At 63.2% G+C, this 13,556-nt stretch carries 11 protein-coding genes; 4 read left to right on the top strand and 7 right to left on the bottom strand.

The genetic code is table 11. The features are described 5' to 3' along the window. Nucleotides 1-16: 16 nt before the first annotated feature. Nucleotides 17-289, bottom strand: coding sequence for a heavy-metal-associated domain-containing protein (locus tag AB4099_RS24050; RefSeq protein ID WP_113519322.1), 273 nt, complete (start codon nt 287-289; stop codon nt 17-19). A 201-nt stretch (nt 290-490) separates the two neighbouring features. Between AB4099_RS24050 and AB4099_RS24045 the strand changes: the two genes are divergently transcribed. Beyond that, nucleotides 491-3,016: a heavy metal translocating P-type ATPase gene (locus tag AB4099_RS24045; protein WP_113519328.1), complete on the top strand. Its 2,526-nt coding sequence runs from the start codon at nt 491-493 to the stop codon at nt 3,014-3,016. 22 nt (nt 3,017-3,038) lie between these two features. Continuing rightward, nucleotides 3,039-3,485: a Cu(I)-responsive transcriptional regulator gene (cueR, locus tag AB4099_RS24040; RefSeq protein WP_113519321.1), complete on the top strand. Its 447-nt coding sequence runs from the start codon at nt 3,039-3,041 to the stop codon at nt 3,483-3,485. A gap of 49 nt (nt 3,486-3,534) precedes the next feature. On the opposite strand, the gene AB4099_RS24035 is transcribed toward cueR, so the two are convergent. From AB4099_RS24035 to AB4099_RS24020, 4 genes are all read right to left on the bottom strand, one after another. Beyond that, nucleotides 3,535-4,875 (bottom strand): HlyD family type I secretion periplasmic adaptor subunit, encoded by a 1,341-nt coding sequence (locus tag AB4099_RS24035; protein WP_113519320.1) that lies wholly within the window; start codon nt 4,873-4,875, stop codon nt 3,535-3,537. A 67-nt stretch (nt 4,876-4,942) separates the two neighbouring features. Beyond that, nucleotides 4,943-7,006, bottom strand: coding sequence for a type I secretion system permease/ATPase (locus AB4099_RS24030; RefSeq protein WP_441479879.1), 2,064 nt, complete (start codon nt 7,004-7,006; stop codon nt 4,943-4,945). 26 nt (nt 7,007-7,032) lie between these two features. Beyond that, nucleotides 7,033-9,018 (bottom strand): hypothetical protein, encoded by a 1,986-nt coding sequence (locus AB4099_RS24025; protein WP_441479878.1) that lies wholly within the window; start codon nt 9,016-9,018, stop codon nt 7,033-7,035. A 149-nt stretch (nt 9,019-9,167) separates the two neighbouring features. Beyond that, complete coding sequence (locus AB4099_RS24020; protein ID WP_441479877.1) at nt 9,168-9,941, bottom strand: hypothetical protein; 774 nt, start codon at nt 9,939-9,941, stop codon at nt 9,168-9,170. A gap of 463 nt (nt 9,942-10,404) precedes the next feature. On the opposite strand from AB4099_RS24020, the gene AB4099_RS24015 reads away from it, so the two are divergent. Continuing rightward, complete coding sequence (locus tag AB4099_RS24015) at nt 10,405-11,253, top strand: transposase (RefSeq protein WP_162768482.1); 849 nt, start codon at nt 10,405-10,407, stop codon at nt 11,251-11,253. Here the strand turns inward: AB4099_RS24015 and AB4099_RS24010 are convergent. Continuing rightward, nucleotides 11,238-11,723, bottom strand: a complete 486-nt coding sequence (locus AB4099_RS24010; RefSeq protein WP_113518758.1) for a hypothetical protein — start codon at nt 11,721-11,723, stop codon at nt 11,238-11,240. The genes AB4099_RS24015 and AB4099_RS24010 overlap by 16 nt on opposite strands. Nucleotides 11,724-11,765: 42 nt before the next feature. Between AB4099_RS24010 and AB4099_RS24005 the strand changes: the two genes are divergently transcribed. Continuing rightward, a complete protein-coding gene (locus tag AB4099_RS24005) occupies nt 11,766-12,341 on the top strand; it encodes a hypothetical protein (protein WP_441479876.1) in 576 nt (191 codons plus the stop codon). Between the two features lie 105 nt (nt 12,342-12,446). Here AB4099_RS24005 and AB4099_RS24000 read toward each other — a convergent pair whose 3' ends face one another. Continuing rightward, complete coding sequence (locus AB4099_RS24000) at nt 12,447-13,556, bottom strand: ABC transporter ATP-binding protein (RefSeq protein WP_113518756.1); 1,110 nt, start codon at nt 13,554-13,556, stop codon at nt 12,447-12,449.

The raw sequence follows: 13,556 nt of genomic DNA, 5'->3' as shown, positions 1-13,556 counted from the left end.
GGCGCAGGATGTCGGATCAGGCGGTAACGGGCCGCGGCGTGTAGCCGGCCGCCGTGACGATCGCCGCGATGGCGGCGCGGTCGCTGGTGCCCTGGACGCTGACCAATTTCGAGGCCGGGTCGGTCTGGACGCGGGTTCCGGGAAGGCCGATTTCGATCGCCTTGGTGATCGTACCGGCGCAATGCCCGCAGGTCATGTCCTCGACGCGGAAGCTGAGTGTTCCCGCGCCCTGAGGCTGTGTCTGAGTCCGAGGTGTCGTCTTCTCGCTATGGCTCTGGCATCCGCACATCGTGCTGTGTCCTTTCCGAGGGGTATGAAGGGAGCCTAAAGCTTCCCGTGATGGGAAGGTCAAGCGCCTTCTGCGGGATGCCGACGCACATCGCAGGGAGGCTCCGGCCATCTCGTGGAGTGTTGAAAATTGGCCTTGACCTTCCCATCATGGGAAGGATCATACCCCTCGCCATCAACATGCGGAGATCAAGCCATGGCGATGGCACGGACAGCGGGAAGCCCCGTTAGAGAATTTGAGATCGAGATCGGCGGGATGACATGTGCTTCCTGTGTCGGGCGCGTCGAACGCGCCGTGAAGGCCGTCGACGGCGTCGGCTCAGTCGCAGTCAACCTCGCGACCGAACGAGCGCGCGTGACCCTGTCTTCCGGCGGTAGCGATGCCGGCGCGATTGCGGCCGCGATCCGCGGCGCCGGCTACGAGCCCACCGAGCGCATCGTCGAGCTGAAGATCTCCGGCATGACCTGCGCGTCCTGCGTCGGCCGTGTCGAGCGGGCGCTCAAGGCGGTGCCGGGCGTGCTCGACGCGACCGTGAATCTCACGACCGAGCGTGCCACCGTGCGGGCTCTCGGCGGTGCGGACCAGATGCAGCAACTCGTCGCTGCCGTCGCAGGGGCGGGCTATTCCGCCGAAGCGGCGAGCATCGATGCCGGAGCCTCGGATCGCGAGCAGCAGGCGCGCGAGGCGGAGCAGGCGGGTTTGAAGCGCGCGGTCATCATTGCTGCAGTCGCGACGATCCCGCTGCTCGTCTTCGAGATGGGCTCGCATATGTACGAGCCCCTGCACCATTTTCTCGCCGGGCGTGTCGGCGAGTTCAACATCAAGCTCCTGTCCTTCCTGCTCGCGACATTCGTCCAGTTCGGGCCGGGCCTGCGCTTCCTGAAGAAGGGGTGGCCGGCCTTGCTGCGTGGCGCGCCGGACATGAATTCACTGGTCATGCTCGGTACCAGCGCGGCCTATCTGTACTCGACGGTGGCGACCTTCGCGCCGGAGTTCCTGCCTGACGGCACGGACTACACCTATTTCGAGGCCGGTGCGGTCATCGTCACGCTCGTCCTGACCGGACGCTGGTTCGAGGCCAGAGCCAAGGGTCGCACCAGCGAAGCGATCCGGCGACTGATGTCGCTGCAGGCGAAGTCGGCGCGTGTCCTGCGCGACGGCGTCGAGGCCGATGTCGGGATCGAGAGCGTTGTTCCGGGCGATGTCGTCATTGTGCGTCCGGGGGAGCGCATCCCGGTCGATGGTGAGGTTCTCGACGGCGTGTCCTATGTCGACGAGGCGATGATCACCGGTGAGCCGGTGCCCGCCCGCAAGGAAGCGGGAGCGGCTGTGACCGGTGGCACGATCAACGGCACGGGCGCCTTCCGTTTCACCGCCACCAAGGTTGGCGCCGACACGCTGCTCTCGCAGATCGTCCGCACCGTCGAGGCGGCGCAGGGCTCGAAGCTGCCGATCCAGGCCATGGTCGACAAGGTGACGATGTGGTTCGTCCCGGCCGTGATGGCGCTCGCGCTTGTGACCTTCGCGGCCTGGTTCGCTTTCGGCCCCAGCCCCGCCTTCTCCTATGCTCTCGTCAACGCGGTCGCCGTGCTGATCATCGCCTGCCCCTGCGCGATGGGATTGGCGACACCGACCTCGATCATGGTCGGCACCGGCAAGGGCGCCGAGCTCGGCATCCTGTTCCGCCAGGGCGATGCGCTCCAGGGTCTGAAGGATGCGAAGATCGTGGCGCTCGACAAGACCGGAACCCTGACCAAGGGCAAGCCGGAGCTGACCGATCTCGTCACCGCCGAGGGCTTCGAGGAGGCCCAGGTGCTGCGGCTGGTCGCCTCGGTCGAGGCTCGCTCGGAGCATCCGATTGCGGAAGCAATCGTTGGTGCTGCCCGCCAGCGCGGCCTCGCCCTCGCAGAGGTGTCGGAGTTCGCGGGCGAACCGGGCTTCGGCGTCAAGGCCGTCGTCGAAGGCCGGACGATCGAGATCGGTGCCGACCGGCTGATGCGGCGTCTCGGGCTCGACCTATCGCCCTTCACGGAGGCGGCAGGCCGCCTGGGCGATGCCGGCAAGACGCCGCTCTATGCGGCGATCGACGGCAGGCTCGCTGGCATCATCGCGGTTGCCGATCCGGTCAAGGCCACGACCCCCGAGGCTATCGCGTCGCTGCATCGGCTCGGCCTGCGCGTCGTGATGATTACCGGCGACAACCGGCGTACGGCTGAAGCGATTGCTGCGAGGCTTGGCATCGACGAGGTCGTGGCCGAGGTCTTGCCGACCGGCAAGGCCGAGGTGGTGGCCGGCCTCCAGGCCGGTGGCGCCAAGGTCGCCTTCGTCGGGGATGGCATCAACGACGCGCCCGCCCTGGCCAAGGCCGATGTCGGCATCGCCATCGGCACCGGCACGGACATCGCCATTGAGAGTGCTGATGTCGTGTTGATGTCGGGCGACCTGAATGGTGTCGCCAATGCGATCGCGCTGTCACAGGCGACGATCGCCAATATCCGCCAGAACCTGATCTGGGCCTTCGGTTACAATGCCCTGTTGATCCCGGTGGCTGCCGGCGCGCTCTATCCGAGCTTCGGCATCCTGATGTCGCCGATGTTCGCCGGACTGGCCATGGCGCTGTCGAGCGTCAGCGTCCTGACCAATGCGCTGCGCCTGAAGCGGTTCCGCGCTCGCGCGCCGGCCCCGTTGCAGGACCAGCGCGCCGCCAGGCTCGCGTTGGCGGGGTGAGACTGTAGGAGGAACATGAGAGATGAACATCGGACAAGCGGCAACAGCCTCGGGTGTCAGCGCAAAGATGATCCGCTACTACGAGAGCATCGGGCTGATCGAGGCTCCGGTGCGCACCGAGGCCGGTTATCGCGTCTATGCCGGCGACGACGTCCACACCTTGCGCTTCGTCAAGCGCGCCCGGAATCTCGGCTTCTCGATTGAGGAGACGCGTGAACTCCTGGCGCTCTGGCGCGACAAGAGCCGGGCCAGTGCCGATGTGAAGGCGTTTGCCCTGCGCCATATCGGCGAGCTCGAGGCGCGGATCGGCGAGCTTCAGGCGATGGTGAAGACGCTCGGCCATTTGGCGCATCATTGCCACGGCGACGGTCGCCCCGATTGCCCGATTCTGGAGGATCTCGCCGATGCTCCCGTCCGGCAAGGCGCTGTTCGGGCAGGCTCTCGCGGCAGGGTGCGGCATCACGCCTGAAACCGGACATGGCGGGCGCCCCGCAGGGCGCCCGCCCCCCATCGGCGGTTCAGGTTTCCCGGAAAGCGCGCGCCATGCTGTCCTTCAGCGGCTGCATCAGATATTCGAAGAAGGTCCGTTCCTTCGTCTGGATGTAGACCTCTGCGGGCATGCCGGCCGTCGGCTGGAAATCGTGGATTGCGGCGGCGCTGTTGTTGTCGAGGCGGACCCGTACGACATAGAGATCGGACGTATTCGGGTAGCCGCGCTGCCTTTCATCCGGCAGGGCGTCGGCTGAAATATAGATCACCTTGCCGTTGATCATCGGCGTCGTGCGCTGATTGAGGGCGCTGAGGCGGATGGTTGCGACCTGACTGTGTTTGATCTTGTCGATATCCTGGGGACGGACATGCGTCTCGATGACAAGCTCTTCCTGCAGCGAGACGATTTCCATGATGCTCTTGCCCGCCTCGATGACGCCGCCGGCCGAGTGGTAGCGCAGCTTGACCACGGTTCCCTTGACCGGAGTGACGATCCTGGCGCGGTCGAGAACCCCCTTCACCGTGTGTATGCGTTCTCGGACATCGTTCAGATCGGCGCTGACGTCCTGCAACTGCTCCGATGCGGCCTTGATCGCGTTCTTTCTGACACCATCGATCTGCTCGACGGCGCGAGCGATGCGCTCCCGCGCGTCGCCGATGTCCCCGGTGATCCGGCCGGCCTCGCCGCGTAGATTGGCGGCGTTGCGCTGAAGCGCGAGGACGTCGGGCTTGCGGATATAGCCACGGTCCAGCAGGGCCTGTTTGCCAGCGAGCTCTTCCTTGAGGAGTTCGCTCTGCTGGGCGACGGCGGCAAGCTGGGCCTTGCTGCCTGCGATTCTCTCCTCGAGCCCGTCGATGCCCTTTTGCTGGGCCGAAATGTCATTCGAGATGTTGTTCTGGCGGGCAATGAAAGTCGCCGACTGCGCCTGGAGCATCGCGGCGACATCGGGGTCGGTGCTGCTGGCAATGAGGTGGGGGGGAAATACCAGTTGAGACCGACCGGCCGCCTCGGTGTTCAGCCGCGCTTCGACCGCCTCCAGCCGCATCTGCTTGAGCAGGTGCCGGCGGAGTTCCGCCCGGGAAGAGGTGTCGTCGAGCTGCACGAGCAGCTGGCCGGGCAGGACGACGTCGCCCTCTCGCACCATGATCTCGCGGATCACGCCGCCTTCGAGATGCTGGATCGTCTTGTTCTGTCCCGTGGTCACGAAGACACCCGGCGCGATCACGGCGCCTGAGATCGGTGCGGTATTGCCCCAGACGCCGAAGCCCATGATCGTCATCAGCATGATGACGATGCCGCTGAGTTTCGCCCAGCGGGTGTTGCGCGGGACGTCGCCATACCAGGGCTGAACTGCGATCATTGCGGTCATCGTGCGTCTCTCCACCCTTGCAATACGCCTGACTGCCCGTCCCCCGGGGGGCGCGGCGCGCAGAACCTCAGTTCGGCCTTGGCGTGCTGTCGATGTTCCGCTGCCCGACGATCAGGGGCAGGATCTCGTCGCGTGCGCCGATCGCCTGGACCGCGCCATCCTTGATCATCATGATCTTGTCGACGCTACGCAGCAGGGCCGGCCGCTGTGTCACTGCCACGACCGTCATGCCTCGCGCCTTGGCACGCTCGAAGGCTCGCGCCAGCGCGGCCTCGCCGATCGTGTCGAGATTGGAGTTGGGCTCGTCGAGAACGACCAGTCTCGGATTGCCGAAGAAGGCACGGGCGAGCCCGAGCCGCTGCTTCTGGCCGCCGGAGAGCGGGCTGCCATCGATGCCGATCTGCGTCTCGTAGCCATGGACGAACTGCGCGACCATTTCGTGGATGTCGGCGATCTCGGCGGCCTCGTACACATCCTCGTCCCTCGCGTCGTCCCGCATCCTGGCGATATTGGCCTTGATGGATGCCGGGAAGAGCTGCGTATCCTGCGGGAGATAGCCGACATTCTCGCCGAACTGCCGCGGGTCCCAGTTACGCTGCTCCATCCGGTCGAGCCGCACCGTACCGGCCGTTGGCGTGATCGAGCCGACCAGCATGCGCGCGAGCGTCGACTTGCCGCTGCCGGAGGCGCCGACGATGGCAAGCGAGTCGCCGGGTTCGAGGCTGAAGCTGATGCCGTTCAGGATGACCTTCTTGTTCGGTGGCGGCACATAGAGGATGCGCTCGACATCGAGGCGGCCCTTGGGGTTCGGCAACTTCAGCCTATCGAGATTGAGCGGCGAGGCCTGCAGCAGAGCCTGAACCCGGGAATAGGCGGCACGGGCGTGGATGAAGCTGCGCCAGCCTTCGATCGTGCCTTCAAGCGGGGCCAGCGCGCGGCCTGCAACCACTGATGACGCGATGACCATGCCGCCGGTGAGGGATCCTTCCAGGGACAGCCAGGCACCCCAGCCGAGCATGGCGATCTGCGTGCCGAGCCGGAAGAATTTCGACAACCCGGTCATCATGATGTTGCGATCCTGGGCGCTGACCTGCGCTTTCAGGGATTCCGCGGTCTCGCGGCCCCAGATCAGCACGCCCTCCGGGATCATGCCCATGGCGTTGATGACCTGCGAGTTTCGCGACATCGCTTCCGACTGAAGATTGGCGCGCGTTGCAAACGCGCTCGACCTTGCGAAGGGGACGGCCGTCAGCTTCTGGTTGAAATAGGCGACCACGAACAGGACGATGGCGGCGACCGTGACGATGTAGCCGAGATGCGGGTGGATCAGATAGACCGCCAGCAGGTAGATCGGTGCGGTCGGCGCATCGAGCATCGTCAGGATGACCGGCCCGGTCAGGAAGCTCCGGATCTGCTGAAGATCGGCGAGGATCTGGAACTCCCGGTTCGAACCGCCCTGGGCCGCCTTGGCCGCGGCGCTGAGAACGGGGCCGCCGAGCCGGCTTTCGACATCCACGGCAACCCGCATCAGGATGAAGCGGCGCATCATGTCGAGCAGGACATGAGCCAGGATCGCGACCATCACGATGACCGAGAGCATCACCAGCGTATCGAGGCTGCGGCTGGTCAGCACCCTGTCCGACATCTGGAACAGATAGATCGGGACAGCCAGCACCAGCGTGTTCACGACGATCGAAAAGATCGCGACGATCACCAAGTTGTGGCGCGCCTCCGCGAGCCCTTTGCCGAGGACCTGCTGGAAATCGCGATCCCCGAGGCGTTGTTCGAGCGGTGATCGGCCTCCGCTGCCACCGCCCCCTCCGCCGCCACCTGTTCCGCCCTTGCCGCCCCCAGGGCCGTTCGATGTCGTCGTGCCTTGCGGGCTGCCGGCGCCTCCGACCGGTCGCAGATTGGGGACGCCGTCGGCGGGAGGAGCGCCGTACTTCGCCTCGGCGCGCAGCGGGGCTTGCCCTGGTGAGGCCTGACTGGCCTCGCCGGCCAGGCGGTCGTTTGAATTGGCGATCAGCGTGAGCGGGGGCCTGCCAACGGTCGCCCCGAGCGGCGTGGTTCCGGGCAACCTGATCTCGTCTGGACGGTTCGATGGCGTGGCGGGAACGGCTTCGTCGGTCATGGAGAGCCCTCGGATGCGTGCTGGCCTCAAGACATGATGTTGGAGGTGAGGTGATCGTGCTGGGACGGGTCGGGTATGACTGGGCGCGAAACGGAGGAGTCCGATCCGGAGTGCGAATCCACCTCATGCGCGAAGGCGACGAGTTCGGGCACCAATGTCTGGGTGTCGTGGATGGTGACCCTGTCGGTGTCGGTGATCATGTTGGTCTGGATCAGCACGCTCTCCTCGTAGGCGTCGCCGCCCAGGTATTTCGAGGTCGAGAGCGTGCCCGGATCAATGATATGCGCTTCATTGAGCACCGTGTTACCGCCGGCGGCGACGCCTTGGGTCGTCCCGGGCTGAGCATTGGCCTGGATGACCTGGTCGGCGTCGTTCAGAACATTGATCTGGGTGATGACGTTCACGTCGTAATAGTCGCCCGGCACGTAGAGGACGTGCAGCGTTCCGGACCTGTTGCCGTTGAGTTGCCAGTCGGCGTCCGGCGTCAGAATCGTGGAGTGCTGATTAAGCGCGCCGAGAAGATCGTAATGCACCTGCTGCATCGGCTTGAATGCGACGCTGTCGTAGGTCGTGATATCTGCGAGATTGGTAAGGTTGTTGAAGCCTGTGGTGACAACGGTACAATCGTTGCCGTGGCCCGTTGCAAACAGCTTGGCGCTATCTGGGTCCAGAACGATATTGTACTGGTAGATCCAGTCGGCACGGTGATAGTTGCCGCCAATGATGATGATGTCGTAGCTGTCCAGGCCGGTGATCTGAGCGAGATTGAGCTGGGCGTTCTCGCCGCTCTTCACGTCGAAATAGGTTCCGTTCTCCGCCTGAACGATCCTGTCGCTATCGTTCAGTCCATTGAACTGAATGACGGATTTCACATCATAGAAGCTTCCTGGCATGACATCGACCGACCAGAAGGGGGTCGCTGCGGCGCCGTTTGGCGCGATCGTCATCGTATGCGTCGCGAATTCCGCGATGTTGTGGACTTGGTTGCCATGGCTCTGAACCAAAGGGGTCAGCGTGCCATCGACGGCGACGTCGACATGGTCGTTGTCCACGAGGACATTCACCTGCGCGATGCCGCGGCTGAAGAAATAATTGCCGCCCACGATCATCGAGCCGGTTGCTTCGTTGGCGTCGACGATGACCGCAGCATTTGCCAGCATGTTTAGTCCGGTCTCCGAGACGACCGCGACCCCGCCTGTGGGTTCGGCGGCTGTAATGGATTTGGTGATGCTGTCGGCGGGGGCTTCGGCCAAGCGCCAAGGCGCGACCTCGGCAAGGCTCGGCACCGGTGGATCGCTCGCGTTGAGCGCGCCGTCGACGATTCTGCCTTCCATGGCATGCGGGACAGGGCTGCCGTCGGAATAGGGGCTCCCTGTTTCGGCCCAGCGCGTATCGCGACTTTCGATAGCCGCGATCACGCTCTGGGTCGTGCCGCCCTGAAGCGCCGCGACCTCGCTGGGCACAGCGCTCTGCGCCTGGTGCAGCATGTCGCTCAGGACGCCGTCGAGATGAAGTTCGGGGGGCACGACGAGAGTGCCGTCAGGATAACGGATCGCGTCGGATGTCAGCAGATCCCGGTCGTCCGCCTGGTTGACCTGGTGGATCGAGAGCAATGTCTCGGTACCGCCATTCTGATAGCCCACAGTGATGATCCTGTGGCTGGTGACGGTATAGCCATAGTCGTAATCGACGCTGTCGGGCGCGTCGAGACGATGTGGAAAGGGGTGGCTCGCCGGGATGATTTTGACCGGCGGCGTAAAGGGTGGGGGCGTCAGGCCGTGAATGGCCGGGGCGTCGTCGGGGACGTTCCGCGCCTGAAAGAATACCGGTTGGGAAGCCGTTTCATCGGAGGGGATGGGCGTCGCCCGATCGTAGAAGCGATCGCTGCCGTCGTCCGGCAGGAGCCGGGACGCCTCGCCGTCATATGTTTCGCGCGCCCGTATTTCGTCAATGAAGACGCGGAGATAGCCGGCAAAATGCCAGATCGTTTCGGTGAAGCCGCCAGTGTTCATGGCACACTCTGCAATATCGCCTGGCAAGGCCGGGCGAGAGGACGCCCGGCATTGCGTGGGCTCAGGGGCTCACCGGCCCCGAGCAGGGAGCGCGCGGGGAGCGAACCTCGCGCGTCCGAGCGTAGCTTGCCTTCCAAGCGTTGGGACGCTCAGAGTGTGCCGATGTCGTGACCGGCGACGGTCAGGTGATCGACAGAGTTGAACTGGACATTCGCACCCATGGCGATGTGCTGAGTGAAGGCTTCCTGGGTCAGGGCGACGTTGGCGGCAGCGGCGCCGATGCCGGAGTAGCCGTCGCTTCCACCATGGATGTCGCCGAAACTCGACGACGCTGAGCCTCCCGTTGCCGTAGCGGTCATGGAGAAATCGCCAACCGCTTCCGGAATATGGCCAGGACCATAGCAGGACGGGTCGAGCCCACCCGAGTTGAAGTTCACCGACGGGCTGGACAGGCTATCGTTGTCGGCGAGGTTGTTGACCTGCGCAATATTGAAGTTGTTGCCGTCATCCGTCGTCTGGGTGACGACGGATGGCATCACGATCGAGTCGTGGATGTCGTGAATCGAGTCGATATCCATCACCCGGTTGTCGACGGGGGGCACGAGGGCGCCGCTGAGATCCAGGTCGACCTTTACATCGACGGTGGTCTGTACGTGGTTGATGTTCTCGTTGTAGTTGAGGTTGCCGTTCAGGTTGCCATTGGCGTTCAGATTGCCGTTTCCGTTGAGATTCAGGTTGCCGTTGTCATTCCAGACGGAAGTGTCGACGGCCTGCGCGGAGTACTGCGCCTGACCTTGTCCCTGGCCCTGACCTTGCCCCTGACCTTGCCCCTGACCTTGGCCTTGCCCCTGCAGCTGGGCTTGAAGCTCGGCCTGCGCCTGATCCTGGCTCGGGTCCTGCGGATGATAATTGTTGTTCGGCATGGTGCTTTCCCGTCAAAAAAAGGAAAGGCACCCTTCCGCTCGTTGATCGCCGCGTCTCTTCTGCGCTGCGTCGATCCACTTGCGTTGGATGCCATTAGTGCGGGATATTGATAATTAAGATCGAATGAATGTCCCGCTTATCTGCGCAAGGAACGTTCTTCATGATTTCGTGCTGCGACAGCCGAAACCGAATATGAGATTAAGTCATTGTTTGTATCTCCGGAATTTGATTGGTTGCTATAAGTAATAGTTTTTCCGAATTATTAAGCTGGTTCGATATCAGGCCAGAATGTACGAAATGGATTTTGAGTCATATAATTTTATGAGTCATATATTCATAAATAGGTATAAATTCTGAATATTTCTTGAAGTTATAAAATGTAATATTTATCATTGGCAAACAATTTCTTGTTGTTGCCTAATTCAATAAATATCTCAGAAATAATGTGACAACTGAAGGGCTGTGTGCATTATTTCCGAGCGGCCAACATCCAACTATGCCCTTGCGGCGTCAATGTATCGAATTATTACCCATTTTCAGACTTTATTGACTTTCAATTACCCATCTGGGACCATGTTTTCGGGTTGGAGGTGCGCCATGCCGAACGCCATCCGCTTGCAGAACGAGCGCGTCGTCCATTTGTCGCTCGAACGAATGGTCTGGCCCTCCGGGCCGGTTTGCCCGCATTGCGGCGAGGCTGCCCGGCTGGGGCGGCTCAACGGCCTGAGCACCCCGATTGGCGCGTGGAAATGCTATTCCTGCCGGAAGCCGTTCACGATCAGGAACGGCACGATCTTTCACAACAGCCATGTGCCTCTGCATGTCTGGCTCCAGGCCCTCTACCTGCTGACGGCAACCCGGCAGAAGGTGGGGTCGCAAAGGCTGGCGCAAACGTTGGGAGTTTCCGTCCGAACGGCCTGGCATCTGAAGCAGAAGATTGTCGGCGGCCTTGCGGTTTCTCCGCTGGAGGTGGCCTGCTACGCACCATGGCAGCATGGCGACATGGTCATGCGCTGCGAGTTCCTGGACTGCCAAGTCGATGGCGGCCCAGGCAGCGCGAGTTGCGTCGCGCGTTTTGAACGCTTTATGGCTGCGCTGGAGGGAATCGCAACAGCGGAAACGGACACCTTGTTCATTCAGGCGCTGCGGCGGCTCCTTGCAACCCGGCCGGAGCGGCTGGAAGAGGCCGGCGAGGCGTTGACGGAAGTTCAACTTGAACTCGGCCTGCTCGACGACGAGCCGGCGCAGCCGCGCGTCCGAGCTGCGGGCTTCGGCGGTTTCGGCATGCCGGTCTCTCAGGCCAAGAACTGACCTCTGCGCATATGACGTTCGACATGGTCGTGCCAGAGTTCGTCCAGCGCTCTGCTCCCGGCTTCGCCGGTCGGTGCGCTGACTGGCTCCATTCCTACCAGTTCGCCCCCCGATGGCCGAGCGGCATCCAAGGCTTCCAGAAAAGCGAGCGCTCCCATCGATCCCGCGGTGAAGGCCGGGTCGCGGCGGCTGCTCAGAAGACAGATTTCCTCGCCGACAAGTTCCGGGCCGATCCCGGTGAGAGCATTCAGAACCGATGACTGGGCCGAGGCGAGTGCGTGCGTTCGCAGCTCGCCGCATTTGCGTTCGACGATCAGCGTGACCAGGGTTGCCAGGAAGCCGAGAATCTGTGGCTGGAGCCAGTCGCCCGCTTGCAGGCCGGCGCCATTCGCGGAAGTCTTCAGAACGAACGGTTCGAGGACGGAATATGCGGCCTTGCGTGCCGGTCGGGCTCTCAGAAGATCGAACATGCTGGCTCTGCCGTGTCGGAGCCTTCAGGAGCGGTGGACGATATGCCTGGGCATAACCAAAGCGGGCCATCCACGCTGCCGCCCCGTCCCGATTTCACTGCGCTGGAACAGGCCGCGCAACGCTCAGGCGAGCAGAGGGTAGCCTTTCTGTCGCTGATAGGCGATCTCAATTTCGCCTGGTCCAACAATGAGAGCATGTTCATCTATGTGCTGATGCTGCTGCTGGACACCGACGAGGCGGCCGCAGCGATCGTCTTTTCCACGCTCAATACGACGCGGGCGCGCCTCGACCTGGCGCAGCGCCTCGCCAAGATCCGGATCACGGACAAGGCGCTGCGTGTCGAGCTCGACACGGTTGTCGAGGCCTTCTCAGCGGCAACGCGACTGCGCAATGATCTCAACCACGCCACCTTCGTCGTCGACGCGAGCGGGGCGATCACACACACACAGAGCATGAAACTGGAGGAGGCTCGGGGCAGGTTGCGTTTCGGTACCCGCCGCCCCGTCGACCAGGCACGACTCGACGAGATCGCGGCGGCGACGCAGAATCTTTATGCGCTGAACCGCCGGATCTGGGATCTCCTCCCGCAACTCGAACGCGGCGTGGTCACGTCCTGACCTTGCTTGGCATCGCTCCGAAAAGTGGAGTGCGGTTTTCTGGAAAGCCGATGCAAACACAGGAGGTTAGAGCATCGGGCCGGATACGATGTCCGGTCCGACGCTCTAGGGAAGGCGCAGGCGCGTCTCCGCATCGAACAGGTGCAGGAGGTCGAGATCGCATGCGAGTTTCACTGCGGCTCCAGCCGCGGGCACGAAGCGGCCATCCGCCATGCCGACCACTTCGCGGCCGGCCAGTTTGACGATGACCTGCGTCGTGACGCCGAGCGGTTCGGCTACGACCACCGTGGCATCGAGCTTCTGCCGCCCCGCGGTGCTGGCGTCGGGTGCATCGATCGGCTCGACCGTGAGATTGTCGGGCCGCAGGCCGATCAGAACCTTGTTGCGATTGCCGAGGCGCGCGGCCGCGTCAGGAGCGAGGATGAGCGCCGCGCCGCCGGGCTCCAGTGCCAGTACGGGAGCCCCGTTCTGCTGGGCCACCGAAACCTCGAGCAGGTTCATCGTCGGTGTGCCGATGAAGCCGGCGACAAAGGCGCTCGCAGGGGTGTGAAACACGTCGAGCGGCGTGCCGACCTGCTCGATCCGTCCGTCGCGCATGATCACGATTCTGTCAGCGAGTGTCATCGCCTCGATCTGGTCATGCGTCACATAGACGATCGTGGTGCCGATCGACTGGTGCAGCCGCTTGATCTCGGTGCGCATCTGGCCGCGCAGCTGGGCGTCGAGATTGGAGAGCGGTTCGTCGAACAGGAAGACGGTGGGATCGCGCACGATGGCGCGGCCCATGGCGACGCGCTGGCGTTGGCCGCCGGAGAGTGCATTCGGCCGGCGCTCGAGCAGGTCGGTCAGCCCGAGCAGAGCTGCTGCTTCGCGCACCTTGCGGTCGATCTCGGCCTTCGGCAGTTTCGCGGCGTAGAGGCCGAAGGCGATATTCCGGTGCACCGTCATATGCGGGTAGAGCGCATAGTTCTGGAACACCATCGCGATGTTCCGGTCCTTGGGCTCCAGCGTGTTCACGACGCGTCCGCCGATCGAGATCGTGCCGTCGCTGAGGCTCTCGAGCCCGGCGATCATCCTGAGTGTCGTCGACTTGCCACATCCCGAAGGGCCGACCACGACGATGAATTCGCCATTTGCGATCTCAAGGTCGATGCCGTGGACAATGCCGACATCGCCATAACGCTTGACGACCTTGCTGAGCGAAACGCTGGCCAT

The sequence above is a fragment of the Allobosea sp. 2KB_26 genome, assembly GCF_052115715.1.
GTDB lineage: Bacteria > Pseudomonadota > Alphaproteobacteria > Rhizobiales > Beijerinckiaceae > Allobosea.
The sequence above is the reverse complement of the archived record's forward strand: the minus strand, read 5'-3'. Positions and strand labels throughout refer to the sequence as shown.